The sequence below is a fragment of the Njordella calcicola genome (assembly GCF_056494125.1).
Genome location: NZ_CM151396.1, coordinates 2659680 through 2683782, shown reverse-complemented (window position 1 = coordinate 2683782; position 24103 = coordinate 2659680). Strand labels below are relative to the sequence as shown.

General features: G+C 52.3%; 19 protein-coding genes and 1 tRNA gene. 11 read left to right on the top strand and 9 right to left on the bottom strand.

Annotated features, from left to right (window positions below; translation table 11 throughout):
* Nucleotides 1-90 precede the first annotated feature (90 nt).
* Nucleotides 91-912 carry a bacteriorhodopsin-like gene (locus tag SH302x_RS10070; RefSeq protein ID WP_479368598.1) on the bottom strand — a complete coding sequence of 274 codons (822 nt, stop codon included), beginning with the start codon at nucleotides 910-912 and terminating at the stop codon, nucleotides 91-93.
* A 472-nt stretch (nucleotides 913-1384) separates the two neighbouring features.
* Between SH302x_RS10070 and SH302x_RS10065 the strand changes: the two genes are divergently transcribed.
* Nucleotides 1385-2251: an excisionase family DNA-binding protein gene (locus tag SH302x_RS10065; RefSeq protein ID WP_479368597.1), complete on the top strand. Its 867-nt coding sequence runs from the start codon at nucleotides 1385-1387 to the stop codon at nucleotides 2249-2251.
* A gap of 19 nt (nucleotides 2252-2270) precedes the next feature.
* On the opposite strand, the gene SH302x_RS10060 is transcribed toward SH302x_RS10065, so the two are convergent.
* Nucleotides 2271-2618 carry a rhodanese-like domain-containing protein gene (locus SH302x_RS10060; RefSeq protein WP_479368596.1) on the bottom strand — a complete coding sequence of 116 codons (348 nt, stop codon included), beginning with the start codon at nucleotides 2616-2618 and terminating at the stop codon, nucleotides 2271-2273.
* Between the two features lie 232 nt (nucleotides 2619-2850).
* Here SH302x_RS10060 and aceE point away from each other — a divergent pair, with 232 nt between their 5' ends.
* From aceE to SH302x_RS10045, 3 genes are all read left to right on the top strand, one after another.
* The gene (gene aceE, locus SH302x_RS10055; protein WP_479368595.1) at nucleotides 2851-5568 is read left to right on the top strand and encodes a pyruvate dehydrogenase (acetyl-transferring), homodimeric type; all 2718 of its coding nucleotides are present in this window, start codon (nucleotides 2851-2853) and stop codon (nucleotides 5566-5568) included.
* A 101-nt stretch (nucleotides 5569-5669) separates the two neighbouring features.
* A complete protein-coding gene (locus SH302x_RS10050; protein ID WP_479368594.1) occupies nucleotides 5670-7166 on the top strand; it encodes a 2-oxo acid dehydrogenase subunit E2 in 1497 nt (498 codons plus the stop codon).
* Nucleotides 7167-7226: 60 nt separating this feature from the next.
* Nucleotides 7227-8378 carry an iron-containing alcohol dehydrogenase gene (locus SH302x_RS10045; RefSeq protein WP_479368593.1) on the top strand — a complete coding sequence of 384 codons (1152 nt, stop codon included), beginning with the start codon at nucleotides 7227-7229 and terminating at the stop codon, nucleotides 8376-8378.
* A 95-nt stretch (nucleotides 8379-8473) separates the two neighbouring features.
* On the opposite strand, the gene SH302x_RS10040 is transcribed toward SH302x_RS10045, so the two are convergent.
* Nucleotides 8474-10270 carry a hypothetical protein gene (locus SH302x_RS10040; protein WP_479368592.1) on the bottom strand — a complete coding sequence of 599 codons (1797 nt, stop codon included), beginning with the start codon at nucleotides 10268-10270 and terminating at the stop codon, nucleotides 8474-8476.
* Between the two features lie 257 nt (nucleotides 10271-10527).
* On the opposite strand from SH302x_RS10040, the gene SH302x_RS10035 reads away from it, so the two are divergent.
* The 4 genes from SH302x_RS10035 (at nucleotide 10528) to SH302x_RS10020 (ending at nucleotide 12875) form a co-directional block, all read left to right on the top strand.
* Entirely contained in the window at nucleotides 10528-11478 is a 951-nt protein-coding gene (locus SH302x_RS10035) for a DUF72 domain-containing protein (RefSeq protein ID WP_479368591.1), read from the top strand.
* 134 nt (nucleotides 11479-11612) lie between these two features.
* Complete coding sequence (locus SH302x_RS10030) at nucleotides 11613-12464, top strand: hypothetical protein (protein ID WP_479368590.1); 852 nt, start codon at nucleotides 11613-11615, stop codon at nucleotides 12462-12464.
* A 52-nt stretch (nucleotides 12465-12516) separates the two neighbouring features.
* On the top strand, nucleotides 12517-12663 hold the full coding sequence (locus SH302x_RS10025) for a hypothetical protein (RefSeq protein ID WP_479368589.1): 147 nt from the start codon (nucleotides 12517-12519) through the stop codon (nucleotides 12661-12663).
* A 138-nt stretch (nucleotides 12664-12801) separates the two neighbouring features.
* A tRNA-Val gene (locus tag SH302x_RS10020) sits at nucleotides 12802-12875 on the top strand.
* A 28-nt stretch (nucleotides 12876-12903) separates the two neighbouring features.
* On the opposite strand, the gene SH302x_RS10015 is transcribed toward SH302x_RS10020, so the two are convergent.
* The 3 genes from SH302x_RS10015 to SH302x_RS10005 all read right to left on the bottom strand — a co-directional run bounded on the left by SH302x_RS10015 (nucleotide 12904) and on the right by SH302x_RS10005 (nucleotide 15435).
* The gene (locus SH302x_RS10015) at nucleotides 12904-13296 is read right to left on the bottom strand and encodes a GxxExxY protein (RefSeq protein ID WP_479368588.1); all 393 of its coding nucleotides are present in this window, start codon (nucleotides 13294-13296) and stop codon (nucleotides 12904-12906) included.
* A 157-nt stretch (nucleotides 13297-13453) separates the two neighbouring features.
* The gene (pelA, locus tag SH302x_RS10010) at nucleotides 13454-14515 is read right to left on the bottom strand and encodes a pectate lyase (protein ID WP_479368587.1); all 1062 of its coding nucleotides are present in this window, start codon (nucleotides 14513-14515) and stop codon (nucleotides 13454-13456) included.
* Nucleotides 14516-14607: 92 nt separating this feature from the next.
* Nucleotides 14608-15435, bottom strand: coding sequence for a glycoside hydrolase family 16 protein (locus tag SH302x_RS10005; protein WP_479368586.1), 828 nt, complete (start codon nucleotides 15433-15435; stop codon nucleotides 14608-14610).
* 349 nt (nucleotides 15436-15784) lie between these two features.
* Between SH302x_RS10005 and SH302x_RS10000 the strand changes: the two genes are divergently transcribed.
* Nucleotides 15785-16603: a hypothetical protein gene (locus SH302x_RS10000; protein ID WP_479368585.1), complete on the top strand. Its 819-nt coding sequence runs from the start codon at nucleotides 15785-15787 to the stop codon at nucleotides 16601-16603.
* On the opposite strand, the gene SH302x_RS09995 is transcribed toward SH302x_RS10000, so the two are convergent.
* The gene (locus SH302x_RS09995; RefSeq protein ID WP_479368584.1) at nucleotides 16600-16887 is read right to left on the bottom strand and encodes an SDR family oxidoreductase; all 288 of its coding nucleotides are present in this window, start codon (nucleotides 16885-16887) and stop codon (nucleotides 16600-16602) included. The genes SH302x_RS10000 and SH302x_RS09995 overlap by 4 nt on opposite strands.
* Nucleotides 16888-16906: 19 nt before the next feature.
* Complete coding sequence (locus SH302x_RS09990; protein ID WP_479368583.1) at nucleotides 16907-19348, bottom strand: ATP-binding protein; 2442 nt, start codon at nucleotides 19346-19348, stop codon at nucleotides 16907-16909.
* 92 nt (nucleotides 19349-19440) lie between these two features.
* On the opposite strand from SH302x_RS09990, the gene SH302x_RS09985 reads away from it, so the two are divergent.
* Complete coding sequence (locus tag SH302x_RS09985; protein WP_479363345.1) at nucleotides 19441-20904, top strand: IS701 family transposase; 1464 nt, start codon at nucleotides 19441-19443, stop codon at nucleotides 20902-20904.
* 26 nt (nucleotides 20905-20930) lie between these two features.
* Here SH302x_RS09985 and SH302x_RS09980 read toward each other — a convergent pair whose 3' ends face one another.
* Complete coding sequence (locus SH302x_RS09980) at nucleotides 20931-23285, bottom strand: PAS domain-containing protein (RefSeq protein WP_479368582.1); 2355 nt, start codon at nucleotides 23283-23285, stop codon at nucleotides 20931-20933.
* A gap of 372 nt (nucleotides 23286-23657) precedes the next feature.
* Between SH302x_RS09980 and SH302x_RS09975 the strand changes: the two genes are divergently transcribed.
* A complete protein-coding gene (locus tag SH302x_RS09975; protein ID WP_479368581.1) occupies nucleotides 23658-24101 on the top strand; it encodes an Hpt domain-containing protein in 444 nt (147 codons plus the stop codon).
* Nucleotides 24102-24103: the final 2 nt, after the last annotated feature.

The following is a 24103-nucleotide window of genomic DNA, read 5'->3' as shown; positions in this document are numbered from 1 at the left end:
TTTCCCAAATTCATCTCCGGCCGCTTAGGCGTCGACCTCTCCCGCCGAGCCGGGAGAGGTGCGATGATGGGCATACATCACACAGACTCATCACGCGATCGCAGGCGAAGTGGTCGAAACGCCTACGGCGCTGTTCTCGACCCCCTTGCTCTTGGCTCGAGCGATGAAGTAAATCAGCAGACCAAAGCCCGCTTTGGCAGTCATGTCTGCAATCGCATAGCCGACTTGCAGCCAGACAATACCGCTGGCATCAACTGCTCCGCCGGCTTTCGCTTCCAGAGCGGTGACGGTGCCGCCGAGCGCGTAAGCGATCGGATAGACCGCCCATGTGATCAGCAGCACCAGACGTGCGATCTCAATCAGCTTGCGAGCCGCGGCGGGCTGCGTTTCGAGCGACTTGGTCAATTCCGTCCACAAGATGAACAGAATGTAGAAGAAGGGCACTGACGACAGTGCGCCCCAAATCACGCGCGCGGTCCAGCCTTCTGGATTGGAGATGACTTCACCGGGATAACCCAACGCGATCATCAGCGCCGCGGCGATCACCAAGCGAGTCAAAAGCGAACGCGCCTTGCCAGCTTCCAAACGCAGTACTGCGACCAGTTCCACCATCAGCAGCGGCACTGTCAGGATCCAGTCAGCGTAGCGATAAAAATCGTTGAACGCCGCCCCGGTGCCCTTGTAGCCACCTTCACTGAGCGCATACGCATCCTGCCACGAGTGGCGGATCATAAAATAGTGGTAACACGCGATAGTAACCACCAATCCGCTTACCATAAGCGCTGGCCGATACGCTTCATCCACGCTCGACCGCGACAAAAACAGAAAAATTGCGGCCGCACCCATGGTGGCGACCGTCATTGAAAAGATGTTGTCCACGACGGAGTACTGCAGCACCGACAGATCGGGCATGCCTACCGCCAATAACGACATAGACTCTAACATTGGCAAAGCTCCAACTTCTAGAGAGAGGGACACCCCCTTCGGAGATATCTAACGGCCCCGATGGGCTGTGGCAGCGTTCGACGCAAACGCTGCGTAAAAACTACCAAAACTGCCACTGACCTCACTGTACAGTGCTGTCAAGGGAGAAAAACCCCCCTTATAGATTTCTATCGCGATTTCACATGGAGGTTTTGAAAGTTTCAATGCTCTGAAGTGCCTTCCCGCCGCTTGGTGGGCCACCTGCAACGCTATTTTTCCGCCAAGTTCTCTCTCGCTGGAGCTTGCCGTCACACACGTAATGCCGCAAAATCCCAAGCCAATCCGTTAATTCTGCTGCTCGCGCCTAGCAGCTTTGCGGAAATGCCGATTGACGCGTTCAATAAGTAGGCTAGCTTTGAAGAAGTTTTTGAAACTTCCAAAACTGTCAAGAAAGGCGTGTATGGTTCGGACCTTATCAACGTCTGAATTTGCCAAAGCGCTCGGAGTGAGCGATTCTTCGGTTCGCCGGTTGGCGGATGCTGGCGAGCTTGAAATTCATCGCACGCGCGGCGGGCATCGTCGCATACCGGTGTCGGCCGCCGTGCGCTATATTCGCGATCATCAGGCCCAGGTTCTAAAGCCAGAGTTGCTGGGACTCGAAGTCCCCCCCCAAGCGATCGACGCCGAAACGGCTGGTTCTCGAATGTTGCAAGTCTTGGAGGAAGGCCATGCCTCGGCGGTGATTAGCTTGATGCAGTGGCTGTATGCTTCTGGAATGAACGTTGCAGATATTTGCGACGGCCCGATCGCGTCGGCGATGTACAAGATCGGTGCCCGTTGGCCTCATGACAAGCGTGCGATCTTCATCGAACACCGCGCAACCATTCTCTGCTGCCGAGCACTCAATCAATTAAGACTTTCAATTCCCGAACCGGACGAAGGCGCGCCTAAAGCAATCGGGGGAGCGATCAGCGGAGATATGTACTTGATGCCAACCTTGCTAGCATCGCTGGTGCTGTATGAAGCTGGATTTAACGACATCAATCTTGGCCCAAATACGCCGCTGGATGTTTTGGCTGACGCGGTCGTCGACGAGTCGCCAAATCTTGTTTGGCTCAGTATCGCTGAACCACTGCGCAGCAACAGCCAATTGTCGGAAATGATCAAGCTGGCCGACGTGGCCAAGCAGCACCAGACGAAATTTGTCATAGGCGGACGCTTTGCCAGCGAGCTAAATGCGAACTCCACAGATGACAGCGGCGGTCCGCGCTGGTGTCTTTGTCAGTCGATGGCGCAACTTCGTCATGTAGCGTTAGCGATGACTTAGGCGCGCCAACGGCGCAAACTCAGTACCTCGCCACGCTGGGATCGACTTCCAGGCTCCAAGCGTCGATGCCGCCAGCCATGCTTTGCGCGTCCGGAAATCCGTTGGCTCGCAACCAGTTGGCGACCCGCAGCGACCGCATTCCGTGGTGGCAATGGACCACTACGCGTTTCCCGTCCAGTTCTTTTTTTCGCTGATCAAATGTGTCCCATGCACTCATGGGAATCAAAACCGCGCCGGCAATGGCGGCTGCCTCGAACTCGTCTGGCTCGCGGCAATCCAGCAAAAACAGGTCCGAATCGTCGGATTCCATCAACTGCCGGACCTCATGAACACTAACTTCTAAGGGAAAAACGCTACCATTTGACATAGATTTCCTCGTAGATTTCCTCGTACATGCTGAGTAAAGATGCAAAATGCTAACCGTGAAGTTCGTCAGCATACTCCAGTGCGGCTTGCCCAATTAGCCGTTTTTGGCCAAAATCGAGGGGCACTGGGGGAGAAAGGGTAAATATTACAAGACGCCCTTCCCTGCGGCTCAACGGATTGATATACGGTGCAACAAAGAATTAACGATCCATCAATGAAAGTATCAAGAACGCATGGCTGATGCAAAAACGCTTGGCGAAGTCGCTCCAGAAGTCTTAGCCGCTGCTGGACAGCTCGATACGCCTGTCGATACCGATCCTGCAGAAACCGCCGAATGGCTAGGCTCCTTGGATTATGTACTGAAGAGCAAGGGGCCCAAACGAGCGATCCAACTGATCAACGCGCTGCAAGACCGCGCTCGTCGTGAAGGCGTGGACTTGCCGATCGAAACCAATACGGCTTATATCAACACGATCCCGCCCAACAAGCAACCTGCGTATCCCGGCAATCGCGAAATCGAGCGTCGCATCAAGAGCATCATCCGCTGGAACGCCATGGCGATGGTTGTGCGTGGCAATAAGCGTGGCGGTGATGTCGGCGGGCATATCAGCACTTTCGCCAGTAGCGCGACGCTGTACGAAGTGGGCTTTAACCACTTCTTCAAAGGTCGTGGCGAAAGCGGATACTCCGGGGATTCCATCTACTTCCAAGGCCACGCCTCGCCAGGAATGTACGCGCGTGCTTTCTTGGAAGGCCGCATCAACGAACAGAATCTAGAGAACTTCCGTCGCGAGCTAGCCGACGGTGGCGGGCTGAGCAGCTATCCGCATCCTTGGCTGATGCCGCACTTCTGGGAATATCCCACCGTGTCGATGGGACTTGCACCTATCATGGCGATCTATCAAGCTCGATTCAACGAGTACCTCAACGATCGCGGGATCAAAGACACCACGGGACAAAAGGTGTGGGCGTTCTTGGGTGACGGCGAATGCGACGAACCAGAAACGTTAGGCGCGATCACGCTGGCTTCACGTGAGAAGCTGAACAATTTGATCTTTGTAATCAACTGCAATCTGCAGCGCCTGGACGGACCGGTCCGCGGGAACGGCAAGATCATTCAAGAACTCGAAGCGATCTTCCGCGGCGCTGGCTGGAACGTGATCAAGGTCGTCTGGGGCAGCGATTGGGATGCGTTGATCGAAAAAGATGAATCGGGTCTGTTGATCAAACGCATGACGGAAGTCGTCGACGGCCAGTATCAGAAATATACGGGTATGGGTGGAGCTTACATCCGCCAACATTTCTTTGGCAAGTATCCTGAGCTGCTCAAGCTGGTCGAAAACTACAGCGATGAACGACTGGAGAAGATGAAGCGCGGCGGCCACGATCCTGAGAAGGTCTTTGCTGCTTACAAAGCGGCCGTCGAATCGACTGATCGACCCACTGTGATTCTCGCCAAGACCATCAAGGGCTACGGATTGGGCGAAGCGGGCGAAGGCCGTATGATCGCTCATAATCAGAAGAAGATGAACGAGAAGGAACTGCTGGAGTTCCGCTCGCGATTTGGCATTCCAATCAGCGATGAAGAAGTCGGCCACGCGCCATTCTACAAGCCACCAGAGACCAGCAACGAAGTCCGCTATACGATGGAGCGACGTGCAGCGCTAGGTGGCTCGGTGCCCAGCCGACCGACCAAGCATCCGACGATCGATGTGCCAACAGTGGAAGACTACAAACGATCTTTTGAAGGCAAAGAGATGAGTACGACCATGGGCTTCGTGCGATTGCTCAGCCGTCTGTGCAAAGACAAGCTAATTGGCAAGCATATTGTGCCCATCGTGCCTGACGAGTCGCGTACGTTTGGTATGGAGACAATGTTCCGCGAGGTAGGGATCTATGCTCACGCGGGCCAATTATACGAACCAGTCGATAGTGACCAACTTTCGTACTACAAGGAAGCTCGCGACGGCCAAATCTTGGAAGAAGGAATTACCGAAGCGGGTTCGATGGCCAGCTTCAATGCCGCCGGAACCGCGTATTCTTGCCACGGCGTGAATATGATTCCGTTTTACATCTACTATTCGATGTTCGGATTCCAACGCATTGGTGACTTAATATGGGCTGCGATGGATATGCGAGCCAAGGGCTTCTTGATCGGCGGTACCGCTGGCCGAACGACGCTGAACGGCGAAGGCTTGCAACATCAAGACGGCCATAGCATCCTTAACGCGATCGCTTTCCCGTACGTACGAGCGTACGACCCGGCGTTTGCCTATGAGACCACGGTCATCGTGATGCACGGCTTGCAGAAGCTGTACAAGGAAGGCGAAACAGCGATCTATTACATCACGGTCGAGAATGAGAACTACGAGATGCCTAGTATGCCCGAAGGCGTAGAAGATGGCATCGTCAAAGGGATCTATCGTTTCCGTTCACAAGATGTCGATAACGCTCGTGCTCGCGTGCAACTGTTTGGCAGCGGCGCGATCCTCAACAGCGTACTTAAGGCACAGCAGATCTTGTCCGAGAAGTACGGTATCGCATCGGACGTTTGGAGCGTGACTAGCTACAACCAACTCCGCCGCGACGCTCAATCGTGCGAACGCTGGAACATGCTGCACCCTGATCAAACGCCCAAACGCAGTTATATCGAAGAAGTGCTGACCGGCGTCGAAGGGCCTTTCATCGCGGCCAGCGATTATGTGCGAGCGGTTCCCGAACAGTTGATTCGCTACATCCCTGGCGATTTCTTTGTACTCGGAACCGACGGTATGGGACGCAGCGAAACTCGAGTGGAACTGAGACGCCATTTCGAAGTCGATGCCGAATCAGTCGTGATCGCAACGATCTATCGATTGATTGCACAAGGTGTCATGCGGACCGAGGAGCTAACGGCCGCTATCCGCGATTTGAACTACGATGCTGACAAGATCAACCCATTGTATGCTTAATCTTTAACGCACACGAAATATTTATCGGCTCGGCCCGTATGGCTTGAGCCGTTCAAGCACAAGCGAAGAATTAACTACTAAGAGAAGAACGAATCTAATCCATGCCTACCGAAGTTAAATTACCGTCCTTGGGTGACGGAATTGAATCCGCCGATGTCCTTGAAATCTTTGTCAGCGAAGGTGATATGATTTCGAAAGACCAGGGCCTGATGGAGCTTGAGACCGACAAAGCAACTGTGACTGTGCCCAGTCCGTCGGCTGGCAAACTGGTCAAACTGCAGGTTAAAGAAGGTGACACTTTAAAGGTAGGCCAAGTGTTCGCAATCTTTGAAGGTGCTGAAAGCAGTGCGCCGGCTCCAGCCCCAGCCGCTCCAGCCCCAGCACCTGCAGAGCCACTCAAGCCTGCTCCAGCCCCCGCAGCGCCGCCCGAACCGGTGGCTCAAACGACAGCCCCTGCCGCCGCTCCGACTCCAGCTCCGCCAGCACAACCCGCGCCTGGACCACAAGCTCCGGCTCAAGCCCAAACTCAAGCGGCCCCGGCCAAAGCCCCGGCACCAGCACCAGCTTCTGCCCCCGCCGCTCAGCCCGACGCTGCGGCTCAAGACGAAGCTTCCGATTCGATTGCCGCGGGACCGGCGATTCGTCGTTTCGCCCGCGAAGTCGGCGTGGACTTGGCAAAGGTCACCGGGACCGGCGAGTTCGGCCGCATCACGCGAGAAGATGTGCTTGCGGTCGTTAAGCGTTTAGGCCAACAGAACACTCAGCCGTCCGATGCTCCTGCTGCGAGCGCGGTTGCATCGCCAGCCACTTCCAGCAAGGCACCTGCAAGTGCAAAGACGGATTCGGCAAAGTCCGCCGAAGACTTGCCCGGAACAAAGGCCGAAGATGACTACGGTCCGATTCGCGTCGAAAAGATGTCGAAGATTCGAAAGACGATTGCCGCTCAAATGCACAAGTCGTGGTCCACTGTGCCACGCGTCGTAAACTTCGATGACGCCGACATTACGGATTTGGAAGTCTTCCGACAAAGCAGCAGGGATGACTATGCGGCCCAAGGGATCAAGCTGACGACGATGCCGTTTTTGATCAAGGCTGTGGCGACCGCTTTGCGTCATCATAGCGCTCTGAACGCCGTGATCGATAGCGAGAACGAGCAGATCATTTATAAGGATTACGTCAATCTGGGGATTGCCGTCGATACACCGCGCGGTCTCGTGGTGCCTACACTAAAGAATGCCGATAAGCTCTCGATTCCAGATATCGCCGCCGGCCTTGGCGATATCGCTCAACGCGTACGCAATAATGATTTCGCGGTCAGTGACCTGCGCGGCGGAACGTTCACCATCAGTAACTTAGGTGCAATCGGTGGTACGTACTCCACGCCGATTGTGAACGTGCCTGAAGTTGCGATTTTGCTGGTGGGTCGCTCGCGCAAGATGCCAGTGGTCATGGACAATGACAAGATCGTTCCGCGACTGATGATGCCTTTGTCGCTGGCTTATGACCATCGCTTGGTCGATGGCGGTACCGCGGCCAGGTTCCTTAACGATGTCATTGGGTACTTAGAGGCCCCGAGCCGACTTTTGTTGGCCATCTAAACGATTCGATTGAATCGAGCCACCCACGCCCCCCCCCCCCGCCTCAGCCATAGTCGGCCCATGAAAAGCTTCGAATTCCAACACCGTACGCGCCTTGTCTGCGGTGCGAATGCTATCGAGCGATTGGGGGCTTTGGCCAAAGAACTGAGTGCCCAGCGTGTCTTGATTGTGAGCGATCAAGGTGTGGTGCAAGCGGGGCACTTTGGCAAGGGATTAGATTCCATCCAGCGAGCCGGATTGGCTGCGACTGCGTTTCACGACCTGCATCCCAATCCGACCACTGCGGATGTTCAAGCGGCAACGAGCTTGGCGCGCGAGTTCCAACCCGACTTGATTGTTGGCTTGGGAGGCGGTTCTTCGATGGACTGTGCCAAGGGATTAAACTTCCTGTACAGTTGCGGTGGTCGCATGCAAGATTATTGGGGTGTTGGCAAAGCGACTTCTGCCATGTTGCCAATGATTGCCGTACCGACCACGGCTGGTACTGGCAGCGAAGCTCAATCCTTTGCGCTCATCAGCGACGCTCAAACGCATGTGAAGATGGCTTGCGGTGACAAACGCGCGTTGCCAGCCGTCGCGATCCTTGACCCCGAGCTTACCGTAACGCAGCCTGCAAGCCTGACGGCGTTGACAGGCATCGACGCACTGACGCACGCACTGGAAGCCTATGTGACCAAATCGCGTAGCCCAATATCGGTCGCATTTGCTCGCGAAGCTTGGGAGCAATTGTCAACCAGCTTTCCTCAAGTCATTGACGCTCCCTTGGATATCGAATTGCGCATGCAGATGCAGTTGGGAGCGTACTTTGCTGGCATGGCCATAGAATGTTCGATGTTGGGAGCGGCTCATGCGCTGGCTAATCCTCTGACAGCGAACTTTGACATTGCACATGGTCAAGCGGTTGGGATGATGATGCCTCATGTCATCGTTGCGAATGCAAGTCAGCCGGAAATAGCCACGATGTACCGCGTGCTGGCTCGCTTGGTCGGTTACGCAGGTGATTCTACGGCTGATGCGGCGCGGTACTTAGCTGACTGGTTTTCCCAGCGGATCAGCCAAGCGGGCTTAAAGTCGAAACTGACTGACTTGGGGATTCAAGAAGCGTCGTTAGACAAATTAGTTCAAGATGCGATGCCTCAGTGGACACTGCAGCACAATCCGATCTTATATGATCCAACGCAAGTCCTGAAGATCTATCAGTCCGCGATGTAGCGTACGTACTGTTCGTAGTACCGGCTTCAGCCGGCGTCTTCCTCTTAGAATAGAAAACCACCTGATCTGCGGCTTTGAGGTTTAACAGCCTCGCGCTACTTCACCGGTTCAAAACCGTCAGAGGTCGACACTGGATGGGTTAAACGTTGTCCTGTGACCGCACGTCGCTGCAAGCTTGGTCGTGGCGCTTCATTAGAAACATTCGTGCCACTAGGCTGGCCAACCGATGGTTGTTCGATCATGCGTTGTTGAGCGACTAACTCAAGATGCGCTGCAGTTTGGACGGACGAAGCGGTGCGTAAATCGGTCGTTCGTACTACGTCCAAATCACGTGAAGCGGTCTTTTCCTGTTGATCAAACAAAGCATTGGGGGACGCAGACTGTTGCTCTGATCGCCAGTACGGTTTCGGTTCGTAACCAGCAGGTGGTCGAATACCTTGGTACTCTTCGCTGGATTGAACACGCGGTGAAAGCAATGCAGGCGGTTGGACGGGGCTGCTATCGCTGCTGGTCGAGACGTCATTGAATCGGCCAGCATCTCGATCGCTCACAAAGCCCGGCGGTGTCGTTGGCTCTGGAACTGGAGTGCGGCTGAATTGAGATGCTGCCGCTGGTCGATCAATAGGAACCAAACGTCCTAAGTCCTGCTTGACCAGTTGTGTTGGCTCCGCTGGCGAACTTCGATTCATCGATAACGGTGGCAACGTCGGTGGTAACACGGAAGCAGGATCTGCTAGTGGAGCAGGCGATGTCGAAAAACCTTGGAAATGTGGCAGAACGCTGTTCTCGTTCGAAGGCGAATAAGTATTTTGCGGATCAGCGGAATAGCCTTGCGGGCTAGATTGCAGTGCTGGGTTGCCAGGCAGAACCGAATCGTTCGGATTCCAGCTTGAGCTTGGCGCTGTCGCATTAGGCCATTGTGGCTGCTGCGAATAATCTGGCTGAGCGGGGTAGCTTGGCTGTGTCGGGTATGTTGGCGGTGCTGTGTAGACTTGCGGCGTTGAATAGGCCTGCGGAGCCGTAGCACTCGGTTGCGTCATTGGCATCATGTTGGTCATCGAAGTGCCACTTGGGCTACCCAGCGTGCTTGCAGGATACGGAGTCAACGTTCCCGACGAACCCAACGGCGTCACAATAGTCCCATCAGATAATGTGTAGCTTGCGTTATTGCCAACGCTAGGCACTGCCGGTGACGGAGTGTACATCGATGTTTGGCTGCTGTAGACGGATGGATTTACCAACGTACCGTTGACCGGAATTTGGTTGACGGGCGACAATGGCTTAAGATTCATCGATGATGGAATCGACAGCGATGATTGGTTTGCTGATGCCGCGGCAATTCCAGAACCAGTCACCGTGCCAAAACGGTCCTGTTGCATACCAGCTCCGTAGCCACCATATGCAGCATAGTAATTGGTAGGTGACAGCAGCGGCGTGCGCAAAACTTGCTGTTGATACGACGTACAAGGTTGCAACGATGTAACGGTAGTACCTGTTACTGGATCCAACGACGTGACTGGTCGGTAGTACGTCGTAGGGACATTGTTCAAAGTCGTTTGGTAAGATCCGGTAGGTAAAACACCTAAGGTTGTTTGTGGAATCGGAAGATATCCACTCGTGACGTTCGTGCCTGGTAAACCAGTGCCATAAGTTGGCAGCACGGTGGCATTTTGAGTGGGTGAATAGGGCGCGACGGCGTACGGATTGACGCTCGCGCCCATGGGATAGCTCGCACCAACGGGATAATTTGCGATGACTGGGTAGTTTGCCGTAACCGTGGGTTGCTGATTGCCGTAGCGATAGTTCAGCAGCCAATCGACCAACGGGCCTGCAGAGGCTACATTGCTCAGTGCTGAAACACCGATCAGTGCGCCCAAGGCTTTGATGGACATTGTCTGGTGGAGAAGTGTCATACGAAAACCAGTTCCCTATAATCGGACGAGAGGCGTATGTTCTGAATGTTCCGCTTATGCCAATCGTATCGAGTACACTAGCAGTATAAGGGCGAATACCATCCTGAACTTTGTTGCTCTAATTCATAGGTTGCGACTTCCATTCGGGCAACTACTTTCTTTAGTCGGATTGAAATATTTCAGACCGAACATCACATATCGTGTTCGACAATTGGAATCCTCGGAATCTTTTGCCTATGCCAGCTAACATACCAAAGTGGAATCAGCACCCGATGCGCATTGGTTGTCCTGTCTGGAGGTCTGCAGGGTGGGTCGGTAGCGTCTACCCAAGGTCCAGTGACCAGAAGCGATCGCTGGAACTTTACACCGCCTGCTTCGGTACCGTGGAAGGCAACTCCACGTTTTATTCGATACCATCGGTAAAGATGGCATTGAAGTGGGCCGAGCAATCGAGGTCTGATTTTCATTTTTGCTTTAAGGTCCCGCGCTTGATCAGCCATGATTTGCAATTGCGCGACATTGAGCGGCCGTGGGAAGAGTTCATAAAATTTCTGAACCCGTTGCATGAAGCGCGGCGTTTGGGGCCAACTTTCTTACAGCTTGGCCCGCAGTTCTCGGGCCAGCACTGGCATGCATTGGAAGCGTTCCTGCGAATGTTGCCACGGGAAATGCAGTGGGCTGTCGAGTTTCGTCATCACGATTGGTTCAATGATAGTTCGTACCAGCATCAGGCGGAAAGCTTGATGCGAGAGCTAGCGATTGACCGAGTCATCTTTGACGCCAGCTATATCCATCGCTTGATTCCGCGGACCGAGACCGAGAAGGTCTCGCAAACTCGCAAGCCTAATTCGCCGCTTTGTGAATCGGTCACGGCGAGCCGTCCGATGGCTCGTTTGATTGGCAGCGATCTGGTCGATGCCGAAGACATGGATCGTATCTTGTCGCATTGGGCACCTTGGATCGCGCGGATAGTCGCGTGGTTGCAGCAAGGCTTGCGGCCTTACGTTTTTATCCATACGCCCGATGATGCGTATGCTCCGGAGCTTACGCGGCGATTTTATGCGGCGCTTCAAGTGGCGGCGAGTGAAGCCGGCTACAGCGAACTCAACGATTTGCCTTTGCCGCCACGCATGGAGAGCAAACATCGATCGAATGTGAAACAGACACTATTTGACTTTAACGATTAGCGATGATTTGTTTGGCAATCGGGTTGTTCGAGTCACGGAGTATTTTTCGATGGAAAGCAATAGAGTAATTGGAGCTATTGTTCCTGACGAAAACAGCAGAGAGTGAGCTGTTCCGCGTAAGGATGAGGACAAGGATGTCTGGAAATCGAAACAAGATCTTGTTGAGCGTTTGGATGACGATTGCCGCAGGATCGTCTTCAGCGTTGGCTCAATTGCCTGGCAATCGATTCGAGCCGTTGAACGCGTTTGGCCGCGCGATGGGATTTGGTTTGAGCGACGGCTATCATGCATGCGAGCCATCTTATTTGGATCGTATGGGATCGCAAAGCAGTCTGCAGCATGTGGGAGCGGGTCCAACGCAGCTTTATGAAGTAGCGACCTTTCCGACTTCACCAACCGCTCCGGCAAGGCAACATTTCTTTCAGCATGGACAATCCAGCGGAACTTGTGCGACATGCAATCAGGGTAGTTATGTACCGATATACGCAGCTCCTGTAGCGGCTCAACCCTATCATGGTGCGCCGCCACCGGCAGTTCATTCAGGGCCTGGGCCAACGTTAGCTCAACCGCCTGTGCAAAGCGTTCCTGCCTACGAACCCATGCCGATACCGACGGTTCCAAGTTATCAGCCGCAAATGCCACCTGCAGTCCCAAGCCAAATTCCGCCGCCGCAGTCGGTGATACCGCAGCAAGTGCCTCGAGGGATGCCCAAGCAGGCATCGCCATCGGACTTGCAACAGGATCATCCGATGTTCTATGAGCCGGAGCAGATACCTGCCCCAAGCAAGAACAAGTGGGACTTGGAATCCAAGCCCGCTCAGCCAATGCCGCTCGAGGATGATGACGATTTGTTATTGCCTGAACAAGTCAATTACCGATCGCATCCCAGCTACTATCGACACACGCAATATCAGCGTAGCCAGCCCGCTGCCACTCGCAGTGCCCAGGGCAGTCCTTCGACGCCCTTGAACCGATACATGCGATAGAGTTTGGGGCAGGAGAGGTTCCAGCATCGAAGGCCGTGCTGGGGGCGAAAACATGTTGAGTGTTACGAGAGTTGTTGGAAACTTTCAGATGGGAATTGAGTCGCGTGGATTGAGCTGGGATTTCAGCATTGAGTTGATGGCAGAGCAAGTTGGCTGGATGGATGGATGGATGGATGGATGGATAGATGGATGGAATTGAACAGGTTGATCTACGAGGAGGGACGTGGAGTAGGGCAGTGGGGTTCTGACGGAAGGCTTCGGGAATAATTCCGGAATATAGAACTAGGCTTGACTTTGAGCAGAAATAGGGCAAAATTCGGGACCCGTTAGGGGAATCGGGCGGTTAGCTCAGTTGGTTAGAGCACCACGTTGACATCGTGGGGGTCGTTGGTTCGAGTCCAATATCGCCCATTTATCTTCCTCGTTCAGAGGAGATGAATCATTGGAAAACAAGTGTTTTCCTGGATCTTTTGCGGTTTTCTCGCTGCTCGTCGATTTCTTTGACGAGTCCTGATTTCCTATGGATTAGGTCCTTGAAGCCTTTTCGCAGGTTCGTCACGCTTGATACGCCCTCGATCACACTCGAACCTGGAAGCGGTCCATTAGATGATTGGGGAACTTGATTGGTGATGTTCCCAGTGCCACGATAGATCAAGTCACGCCTTGGCTTTGACAGATGCTCCATACCGGCAGCCCGTAAGGCACGGACGATCTCTTGATGATAGATCTCTTCATTAAGGCCGGGGTCAACGAGCGAATGTACTTTCATTGCACGTCCACTACAGCGATGCGTGATTGAACATCGTTTGCTTTCGTTGGAATGGTTGTTCATGTTTGGAGGTCTCCAGCAGATTCAGAGAACCCCGCAGCTTGGGACGGATTCTCTTTGATTACCGCAGGGTGACGTTGGATTATTGGCAATTTGTAAATCTGTTGGCCTCCCTGAATCTGTTGGACGATAGACGGAAGTGTCGACTTTGACATATGGCTTAATGAGCGCTTGTGTTATGCGGCCACTTGGCGTAGGCCTTGAAGACGCTTTCGCCCCAGTTGCCGTACCAGCCATAGCCACTACGACGCTCAATCCCAACTTCTTGCAGATCGTATTTCACGATACCATCTCGGTCGCTGAACATCGGTCGGTTCGTTCCGATCTCGTAAAACCGAGCCCAAAGCGGACTCGCAGATTCATCCTTTATCAGACCAGGCGATGACTTACTGCGCTCAAAGCGATAGCCTGTGATCTGAGTCTGCTGATACCAATTCAGGCCAGCTTGCACGGCCGAAATCACGTCCGGGCTGGGCTCCTTAAGACTCATCAGGAACAATAAAATCCCCGCGCTCTCGCCGCCGCTTAGAGATGGAAGTTCATAGCTGCGAGCTTTTGTTGGAAGGAGCGTTTCAGCATCATGCTGCGCACACCAAACTGTCTTAACATCATCAATAACAATCTGGCACTTCAAAATGCAATCCACTCCCCGGTCGACTGCTGCCAGAGCGGCTTGTTTTCGTCCTGAATCTAAAAATTCAAATTGCTTTTGTTCGGCAGCGTCGCGCAAGAAACTCATCAATCGAATCATGCTGCCATCATTGTACGTAATCTGCCGTTGGTAACCTTTAGCCAAAGGATAGTTTTGAGGCCACCCACCATTGGCATATTGTGCCGACAAAATATGATCGAACCCAAGCACAAACGCCGACTTGTATGGCTCATTGGCGGTCAGATGGTAAGCTCGCGCTAATAGCCGCAGTTCTCCTGTGGTCGCGCCATTATCAAACGTACCTGACACCTTGCCCTTGCTTTCGTCATACATGACAGTTGTGTCCGTATTCTTTGGCCAGTCTCCATTGAGTGTTTGCCAAGTAAGCACATTGGCAAGCGTGCTGCGCGCTTCATCGGTGTGGAACCAAGCATCAGGCATCTTCAATAGCCTTTCCGCCGGTGACGCCGCAAACAGCGAAAAATTTGCGACCAAAAAATTAGAGACCAAAAGGATCAGCCAAGCAAATAAGCTGGTAAGTTTAAGCACGATCGGTGTTGATGTTGGCATTGTAAACGACTCCATGGAATAATGAGGCAGGCAGTGAGGCTTGACGATTATCAGGCCCCTCCTGATCGAACCACCGGACATTGTGCCGATGTTTATTGTTTCAATTGATAGACCCGAACATAGTCGACTTGCAGTTGCTGTGGAAACCGAGTTGCAGCGTTGGGGGGACCAAGGAAGTTACCGCCGACTGCAAGATTCAAGATCAAATGAAACTCTTGATTAAACGGTGCAGGAAAGGAATCTCCCATCGAAGTCCACTTTGTTTGCGTTTGGTAAAGCTGGCCATCGATGAACCAATCGATCTTGCCCTCCGACCAATCGATACTAAAAACGTGGAAGTCCTCTGCAAAGGTGCCTCGCGGAAGCTTGTACTCTTTGCCCGTATGTTTGTTCGCTGGCCAAGGGCCACCGTAATGCAGAGTACCTAACGCAATGGAAGGCTCTTGACCACGCAGTTCCAGAATATCGATCTCACCACTAGCAGCCCAGGTTCCATATTTTTCCGTTGTAGGCAGCATCCAAATCGCGGGCCACATCCCTGCACCTTGCGGCATCTTTGCGCGGACTTCGATTCTTCCATACAGCCAGTCACCGCGATGCTTCGTGCGTATGCGACCCGAAGAGTACTTCCGCGTCGTACCGCTAATGTTAGCGTCATCTTGTCGAGCTTCAATGACCAAGTGACCGTTCTCGACGCGAACATTTTCGCGACGGTCGGTGTAAATCTGCAACTCGTTGTTGCCACCGCCGAAGGCGTTCACTTCGCATTCCCACTTGCTGTAGTCCAGCCTATCACCATTGAATTCGTCGCTCCAAACAAGCTGCATTTCTTGGCCAGTCGCTCCTGGAAGATAGATGCAACAGCAAACTGCCAACCAAACGATGTTTAGTATCGCAGTACTTGGTAAAAGCCTTTTCATGAGTGCCTTATATCCTGTCGCCAAAACGACGGCTGGGGTAATCGAAAGTGCAGAGAGACAACCGCAGGCAACTATGATAGTCGAAATGGACTAAAAAATCGCGGTGAGATGTTGTGGAGAGTCCATTGGAATTTGTGACGCAGATTCCCTGAGATTCACTATATACGTCGTACCAGATTGGAGCCTACGCTTTGTGGGCACAGCGTGCAGCACCAGAACTTGCTACTTGGCTTTCCGTTCCACTATAGTGCTCTAACCCCGCTCACAAGTGCACGTCCTGGCGACCCATAACAACCGTCCGCAAGCTGAGATTCCACGAATGAGATGGTAGTAAATCCGAAAGTTGCAAATGAAAATTGTCTATCTACTTCTCGTATGCGGATTGGTGCATGGCCTGCTGCTGGCCCTCGGTGATCGCAGTTGGGACGATCCGCTGTCGTTCCGCAAAGCAACACTGTTTGGCGTTTCGACGGCACTTACACTGTGGTCCTGCTTATGGGTCCAGCAGAAATTGACTCCAATTCGAATCGACCCGTGGATCAGAAACAGCTTGCAGTGGTCACTTATGATCGAGGTTGCTCTGATCAGTCTTCAGACTTGGAGGGGACAGACCAGCCACTTCAATCGCGACGGCCTTTACAACGAATTGATTGAGAAGGGCATGCTTGTCTGCATTAACATTGCCATGATCGTCATTGTAATTTTGACGTTGCGTGCGTGGCTGACAGAATTCGCGCAGCCAACTTCCCCAGCCACGCGTACTGCGATTCAATGGGGCATGCTGATGTTGTGCTTATCTGGATTGATTGGATATGGGATCACCCATGTTGGATATCGCCAATTAACATCGGGCATATCTCCAGACGTCTGGCCGCAGCGTGGGGTGCTAAAGTTTCCGCATGGAGCAGCCTTGCATGCGATTCAAACACTTGCGGTCCTGGCGTACCTTGCCGATCGATGGCTTCCGAGCGTTAGCGTGACCGTGGTGCGCTATGCCATTGCGGCTCATTGGACGTGGCTGATCTTTGCAGTCTACCAAACGGCTCGAGGTCGAGCGCGGTTCGAACTCGATATCCTTAGCGGTACGCTAATTGTCTTCACATTCCTTTGTTGTGTGGCACCGATCGCGGTTAGCCTGCGGGGATGGAAGCGAGTTGGCGTTGGCTAGCGCATGACAAATCCGCCGTCAATGTTTAATGCTTGGCCGGTGATTTGATTAGCGATTGGACTACTCAAGAATAGAATTGCATCCGCGATGTCGTCTTGAGTTTGCCAACGACTGCAGGAGTTATTGGCAAAAGATAAAAAAACCAGCCAGAAAGGTTGTCGAAGTCGCTCTCGCTCGTCGGCTACCCCAAGAAAAACTATAGATGCATTTACCTTAGGCAACACAATCAAACAATTTGACTTGTTAATTCTGCGTTGAATGTCGCAAGCATAGCCGATCAGCATACGCAAGGAATCATCGATTTCATCGTTGAAAGATTTTGATTAAGGCTGACTGCAACGATTCAATTGCAACCGGCTTCTTCAGATAATCGTCCATGCCAGCCTCCAGACATCGCTCGCGATCCTCCGTAAGCGCGTTCGCTGTCAATGCGATGATCGGTATGCGAGGAAGTGCTGCGTCTGCAAGTTCGCGCTGGCGAATCCCACGTGTTGCACTGTAGCCATCCATTTCGGGCATGTGGCAGTCCATGAGCACTAAATCGTACTGCTTACGGGATATAAAATCTAGCGCTTCGATGCCAGATTCGGCAACATCGCAAGTGCAACCTAAGAGCTTTAATAGTTCGACGATATACAATTGATTTATCTTATTGTCCTCAGCTACCAAAAAATGGCGATTCAATTGAACATAAAGTCTGTTTGCAGAAATCACTTCTGAGTCTTTCCCCAATGATACCGAGTTTACGGCCGTGCCGAGAACTAGATCGGCTAGCGTTCTTGACAAGACACTGGGACGCGCACGCATCGGTAGTGTGGTTTGCACTCCGAAATTGCGGTAGCGATCAGTCGCACTTGCGTCCATGCTGTCTTCTAGTGCTATGACGCGTCCGCTCGCAATCTCCACAAGTTGGCTGAATAAATGGTTTTCCGATTCGACCAAGTCGCAATTCGCAATGATAAGAACTGGAATTTTTTCTGCGTGAAGAAGTTGTCGCGCTCTATGGATCGCATTCTCAATCGAATTTGAGTGCGTGCATGCACATCCCAATTGAGCTAAGCAATCCACGAGGGGCCCTATCAGTTCGCCTGAGCAACTTAACATGATTGCGCAGACATGCTCGAACGATGCTGGCTGACCGACAGTGTCCAGTTGGGCAACATTTCTCAAAGGGATTTCAAACCAAAAAGTTGAACCTACGTGAAGTTCGGTTCTGACGCCTATCGTGCCACCCATGAGGTCGACTAGCTGTTTGCAAATGGAAAGGCCGAGACCGGTGCCGCCATACTGGCGTGTGGTTGAGCTGTCCACCTGCGAAAACGCTTTGAAGAGTCGATCGGTACGTTCCGGGGAGATTCCAATTCCAGTATCTGAAATCTCAACGCAAAGCCGAGATGGATCGTTAAAGTTCTGTACAAGATCAACATTGATCGCAACCTCACCTGCGGTCGTAAACTTGATAGCATTCCCTATCAAATTGATTAGGACCTGTCGCAGTCGATTGTCATCGACCAGTGCGGTCACGCAAGCAGCGTGTGCGACTCGACAGATAAGTGAGATGGCCTTCTGACTCGCAGCGCTCGTAAATATATCCACGACATCATAGACAATTGCTTCAAGATCCGATTGGCGAGGATCTAGCTCCAGCTTGCCCGCCTCAATCTTGGACAAATCAAGCACATCATCTATCAACTGAGTCAGGACCTTTCCGCTTGACTGACAAGCTTCTACGAACCGTCGTTGTCGGTCATCGAGATCCGTTTGCAGTAACAAAGCGTTCATGCCCAGAATTCCATTCAGTGGCGTACGCAATTCGTGGCTCATGGAAGCCAGAAACTCGCTTTTGGCTTTACTTGCATGGAGAGCACGCTCTTTTGCAGCAAGCAGTTCTTCCTGCACGCGTTTGATACTTGTGATCTCTTCGTGAGCTGCGACTGCGTGCGGCAGTTGATTGATGTATCCAAGGGTTACTTGGCAGATATACCACCGTTGTCCACTTGGTGTATCACATGGATACTCAAAACTCCAAGCGGTTCGTTTGCCGGCGAGAATCTCACGCAAAGCAGTCGCGACGACCTCAGCATCTGCGCTGCCGCCATGAGCCGCGACATCGCACACCTTTATGTAGTTTGCCCCTTCGCTGACAGAACGAATATCGGTCATATTCTCAACCGCAAAACTGCGCCAAGCGGCATTTGTGTAGACGATACTCCCCTCTTGGTTGATCACCGCAACGTGCGCAGAAAGGGCGTCCAGCGTAGCTTGATTGAACTGCTCGCTTAACTTCAGTTCAAACGTCCGCTCAGCAACTCGTTTTTCTAGCAACTGTTCAGCTTTTTTGCGAGCGAAGATGTCTCGACATACGACCTGGATCTCAAGCTTTCCTTCATTGAGGTATGACGACGCTTGCACGTCGACGTCGACAACAGTTCCATCTAACGCAATTATTCTTTCTTCAACGATGGGAGCTATATCTGGGGAAGAAAGTAGGCGATCTAATCGTTGATGGATCTTCGCATGATCTTCAGGATGGAAGAAGTCGAGCGGCGATCGCCCCAGTATTTCATTCGCAGACAATGCACCTAGAAGGTTTAAACCCGCTTGATTGATGAACGTAATGCGATTCTCACGATTGACAAAAGTCATATCGGGAGAATGTTCAACAATCGAACGATACCGCTCCTCACTTGCACGCAGTGCGGATTCAACTCGCTTGCGGTCTGTCTGCACTTTAGGGAATCTCATCAATCAAGTCGAGGATTGATCTTGCCACGAAAAAGGCCCTTCGGGAAATTGGAGGTTACCACACCAAACCAATCATCCACAAAGGGCCAAGGATGGCTAAGCGTAAACACTCCGGCAGACCTCCACAAGCTCAACATGCTGCGAAATCCACGTCGTCTCAACACGACAAACGGCAGAGGTTGGTTACGGCCAATCCGAATCGTCAATCCACTGAAGCTGCCAGCGTGCCACTGCTGGGCGGTATAGCCACACTCACTACCGCCATGAGCAGCTTGCTGGACAAGCGAATCGCGTTCCGGCTGCCGATTGTTGTTGCCGGAGCTTTGCTGGCCGGAGGTCGCCGGACGGCCGCCAGTTGGTTTCGATGTGCGGGTGTCAAAGACGATTGGGATCGCTTTTATGAACTGCTTCAATCCGTCGGCAAGAACGCCGCTGCGTTGGCGTTTGCGGTTCTTGGGGTAATCCTCAGAAAGTTTGATCCTGGTGAAAAAGGTTACTGGACGATGGCCATCGACGATTCGCCAACCAGACGATTTGGGCCATGCGTGGAGGCGGCCAACATTCACCACAATCCGACTCCTGGCCCGGGTGATGGAGACTGGCTCTACGGACACAACTGGGTCTGCTTGGCGATGCTGATAAGCCGTCCGCTGTTTGGCATAATCGCGCTGCCCATATTGTCGATGTTGTACGTTCGCGAAGTTGACATCACCAAGCTGAAACAGCGATATGAATGGGAATTTCGCACTAAACACGAACTCGCCTTGGAGCTCTGCCGAAAAGTGATGCGGACCCTTAGAGCCCTGGGAAGCAAGGCTGGGTTCATCGTCGTGTTCGACGGAGCGTATGCAGCGATGGTGTTGATCCGACCGCTGATTGCCGAAGGGGCGATCATAGTGACGAGGCTGCGTAGTGACGCCAAGCTGTTTGAGCTTCCCGTGAACAAAACCGGACAGCGTGGTCGGCCTCGCAAATACGGCAAGAACCGTATCAGCCTCAAAAAGCGAGCGACTAATCGTCGAGGTTGGAAAACGATTAGCTACTGTTGTCGCGGCGTTATGGTCGAGCGTCGCTACAAGACATTTTTGGCGACAAGCCAAGTTGTGGGTGGGACAGTTCGAGTGGTACTGCTGGAATACACCAGGGGTAATTGGGCGGCGTACGTTAGCACTGACGCTTTGATGAGCGTCGAGATGATTCTGAAGACAGCGTCGGATCGGTGGGCGATCGAAGAGCATTTTCATGACGTCAAAGAAATCTGGGGTGCAGGTGAGCAACAAGTTCGTAACGTGTGGTCGAGCATTGGCTGCTGGAACCTGTGCGGATGGTTGTATACACTGGTTGAATTGGAGTGTTGGGATCACACGAGTGAACAACTGGTGGACCGAAGCGATCGTCCATGGGACAATCCAACTCGCCGTCCTTCGCACAATGACCGCCGGCGAGGAATAGCCCGGAAAATGCTGCGCGAAGTATTTTTGAGAGATCTCCAATCTGCCGCCGATCCATCAAAAATACGCGACCGATTCGAAAGACTCTTGGCCCTAGCGGCATAAGCCTAGCACGCTATTCCAACAATCCCCTAAAGTGCAGGGTCTGTAATATCTCGCGAAATCCCAATCATACCAACGACGTTCCCATTCTGATTGCGCAGTGGCGTTTTAACGGCGTGATAAGTACGCGTTAGACCTGCAGCAGCAAGCTCTTCTTCAACAACCTGAGTTTTCCCCGACTGCATGACCAATCGATCGTTCTCCATAGCAATTCGTCCTGACGTATGGCCAAATACGAACATGTCATCCTTACCTAAAACTTCATCACTCCTACGGCCTGTAAGCTCTGAGGCAGCACGGTTAAAGAGCAGGTATCTTCCTTGCACGTCCTTTGCGAAAATTGCGTCGGTAGTTCCATCAGCGATCGCTTCTAACAACTCCGTTTTGCGATGTAATTCCTGTTCTGCTTGTTGGACAATTGTCATGTCACGCAGGAAAGCGGTGAAGAGTTGCTCTCCGTCAACGACCACGGGAACTACGGTCAGTTCTACAGGGAAAGTACCGCCAGCTTGTCTACGCGCGAAGGTTCGCACTCGCTTACCCAAGATGCTATGCTGTCCCGTCGATAAGTAGTGAGCTACGCCTTTCTCATGCCTTTGGCGAAACTCATCGGGAATCAATAAGTCAACAATCGAAGCGTCCAGCACTTGAGCTTTACTATATCCAAACGCCTGTTCGGCGGCATGATTGAACTCGATGATCTGACCACTGGCATTTATTGTCACAATCGCATCAAGGGACGATTGTAAGATCGCTTGGTTGATAGCCTCACTTCGCCGCAGGGCATTTTCCGCCCGAAGTTTCGTCGTGACATCATTTGCCAGAACAATACATGCGGGGCGTCCTGCTAACTCTAAACCGTGTGTAGTGATCTCCGCATCAATTAAAGTTCCATTCTTTCGGCGATGTCGCCAGATTCCGCGATGCTCGAAAGTTGTCCCCGCTGCCTTCAACATACTTAGAAGTGCGTCCACGTCTTCCTCAGGACGAATGTCAGAGATTTTCAACTGCATAAATTCGTCGCGGCTATAACCATAGTCAGCCACTGCTCGGTCGCTGACTACTAGGTAGCCTAGGGTCTCCCGATCATAGACGAAGAGTGGGGCCGGAATACTTTCCAAAAGTGTACGGTACCTTTTCTCACTTGTTTCAAGTGCTTCAGTACGCTGCAAAACACGCAGTTCCAGGTCTTCATTGATCTTTTGTAGTTGTTGCTCATGCAGACGGTCAGCGCTTGCATCACGGAAGACCAGTACGACGCCTCGAATATTTCCTTCATCATCGCGAATTGGCGCGGCGCTATCAGCTATGGGATGTTCTACTCCACTTCGAGAAATCAACACCGTATGATTCGACAAACCATGCACAGCGCCGGTTCTAATCACTTCATCCACCGGGATAACACTGGGCCGACGAGTCACTTCATTCTCGATTATAAAGACCTCTTCGATAAAACGACCAATCGCCTCCTTTTCACTCCATCCCGTAAGCTGTTCGGCCACGGGATTCATACGAGTGATACGCCGATTTATGTCTGTTGCAATGACGCCGTCGCCAATCGATCTTAATGTAATCGCCAAGTCATTTTGACTTAGTCGAAGGTCATTTTGGACTCGATACATATCTGTTAGATCGCGTGCTGTGGCATACATCAATCCATCTGGTTGAGGAACACTGTTCCATGAAAGCAACCGCCAGGATCCGTCTTTACATAGGTATCGGTTTTCAAAGTTGAAAGCTGGCGAGCCTTTGGATTGTTTGGTAACTTCTTGAAGCGTAATTTCTCGATCGTCTGGATGCACGAAATCAAGAAAGGGTCGAGTCAGCAAGTCATGTTCGGACCAACCAAGAATCCGGCCAAATGCTGGGTTCACGCGTCTGAAGTAGCCGTCTTGACTGGAAATACACAGTATATCTAGCGATAGGTTAAACAAACGGTCGCGTTCTTGTTCCGCAGAGTACCTTTGGCTTAGGTCGAAAACTGTGCCCAGATAGAATGAAATGGAACCTAAGTTATCGCGGACAGGTGAAAATGTCAGTTCACCTACGAAGCGCGAGCCATCTTTGCGGATAAACGTCCAAACATTTGGCTCCACTGCCCCATGGCGTTCTAGCAGTTCTTTGATGATTTGGGGTTTGGTAGAGATTCTGCGATTCAATTCATTCGACAAATTCCTCGCATAGAGGTTAATTTCAACGGGATCCATCCATTGTATCGGCGTTTGCTTCCCAATGGTTTCCGCTGAACTCCAACCAAACATTCGCTCGGCCGCAGAGTTGAATACCCGAACTGTTCCATTCTGTTCGCACGCAATCAATGTGGTACCAACTGCGTTAAAGAGCATCGCCAACTCTGGAATGAAAGCCGGGTTGTTAAAAGTCATGCTTCGCACCTTCTGAACGCTGAGAGGATGAAGTTGCCTTAGGTTCTGCCGCACGCTTCGCAGTACCATTATTAGCCGTCTGGTCGAATCATAGAACACGACTTGTTGATGTTCGCGACACTGCCTTCTGGTACATCCTTCTGTTGTACTACAATTGGCAACATGCATGGGCGTGTGGAAATCCCGACGCAATCGACAGACTGTTATTAGCCGCACGCGATTGCAATACTACAATCCTGCTAATTGACACCGGCAATGCAGTTTGCACAAAAAAGCCCCCTTATCGAGACACTGGGGAGATGTGGACAATAACTACAGCGTATTGTTCCACCGTTCTACTCGTAACAACGCCTGCTTTATGAAGGGTAAATCATGAACCACGAGGTATCTGCGCGATGCATGCTGGCTCAAGCCGGTATTCGAGATGCTGCTGACAAACCACCCATAGAAACTGACGCAGTCTTATCTCGCTGCATGGGAAATGTCGCGTTTGCCTATGCTCTGCTCGATGAGTTTGAAAGTGTCGGAAAGCAGCAAGCGGAAGCCGTGTTTCAGTATGCCGCAGCAGGCGACTCTCTCGCAGCGGCGGAAACAGCACACGCTTTGAAGGGCGCAGCGGCAATCATTGGCGCAGATTCATTGACTGCCATCGCTGCGGAAATCGAGTCGCTTGGTCATCGCGGTGAAGCAGCACGGCTATCGATGTCCACCAAGGCGCTGTGTTCCGAAGTGGATCGTTGCATAGGATACCTCCCAACGCTGAGAGAAGCGCTCCGGCCATTCTCATCATTGCCAATTGATCGTGCAAAGGATTAAGT

Excerpts from the sequence above, each read along its gene's own strand:
- SH302x_RS10070 (WP_479368598.1), bottom strand. The coding sequence starts at position 912 with ATGCCCGATCTGTCGGTGCTGCAGTACTCCGTCGTGGACAACATCTTT.
- SH302x_RS10065 (WP_479368597.1), top strand. The coding sequence starts at position 1,385 with ATGGTTCGGACCTTATCAACGTCTGAATTTGCCAAAGCGCTCGGAGTG.
- SH302x_RS10060 (WP_479368596.1), bottom strand. The coding sequence starts at position 2,618 with ATGTCAAATGGTAGCGTTTTTCCCTTAGAAGTTAGTGTTCATGAGGTC.
- aceE (WP_479368595.1), top strand. The coding sequence starts at position 2,851 with ATGGCTGATGCAAAAACGCTTGGCGAAGTCGCTCCAGAAGTCTTAGCC.
- SH302x_RS10050 (WP_479368594.1), top strand. The coding sequence starts at position 5,670 with ATGCCTACCGAAGTTAAATTACCGTCCTTGGGTGACGGAATTGAATCC.
- SH302x_RS10045 (WP_479368593.1), top strand. The coding sequence starts at position 7,227 with ATGAAAAGCTTCGAATTCCAACACCGTACGCGCCTTGTCTGCGGTGCG.
- SH302x_RS10040 (WP_479368592.1), bottom strand. The coding sequence starts at position 10,270 with ATGTCCATCAAAGCCTTGGGCGCACTGATCGGTGTTTCAGCACTGAGC.
- SH302x_RS10035 (WP_479368591.1), top strand. The coding sequence starts at position 10,528 with ATGCCAGCTAACATACCAAAGTGGAATCAGCACCCGATGCGCATTGGT.
- SH302x_RS10030 (WP_479368590.1), top strand. The coding sequence starts at position 11,613 with ATGTCTGGAAATCGAAACAAGATCTTGTTGAGCGTTTGGATGACGATT.
- SH302x_RS10025 (WP_479368589.1), top strand. The coding sequence starts at position 12,517 with ATGTTGAGTGTTACGAGAGTTGTTGGAAACTTTCAGATGGGAATTGAG.
- SH302x_RS10015 (WP_479368588.1), bottom strand. The coding sequence starts at position 13,296 with ATGAACAACCATTCCAACGAAAGCAAACGATGTTCAATCACGCATCGC.
- pelA (WP_479368587.1), bottom strand. The coding sequence starts at position 14,515 with ATGCCAACATCAACACCGATCGTGCTTAAACTTACCAGCTTATTTGCT.
- SH302x_RS10005 (WP_479368586.1), bottom strand. The coding sequence starts at position 15,435 with ATGAAAAGGCTTTTACCAAGTACTGCGATACTAAACATCGTTTGGTTG.
- SH302x_RS10000 (WP_479368585.1), top strand. The coding sequence starts at position 15,785 with ATGAAAATTGTCTATCTACTTCTCGTATGCGGATTGGTGCATGGCCTG.
- SH302x_RS09995 (WP_479368584.1), bottom strand. The coding sequence starts at position 16,887 with ATGCTGATCGGCTATGCTTGCGACATTCAACGCAGAATTAACAAGTCA.
- SH302x_RS09990 (WP_479368583.1), bottom strand. The coding sequence starts at position 19,348 with ATGAGATTCCCTAAAGTGCAGACAGACCGCAAGCGAGTTGAATCCGCA.
- SH302x_RS09985 (WP_479363345.1), top strand. The coding sequence starts at position 19,441 with ATGGCTAAGCGTAAACACTCCGGCAGACCTCCACAAGCTCAACATGCT.
- SH302x_RS09980 (WP_479368582.1), bottom strand. The coding sequence starts at position 23,285 with ATGACTTTTAACAACCCGGCTTTCATTCCAGAGTTGGCGATGCTCTTT.
- SH302x_RS09975 (WP_479368581.1), top strand. The coding sequence starts at position 23,658 with ATGAACCACGAGGTATCTGCGCGATGCATGCTGGCTCAAGCCGGTATT.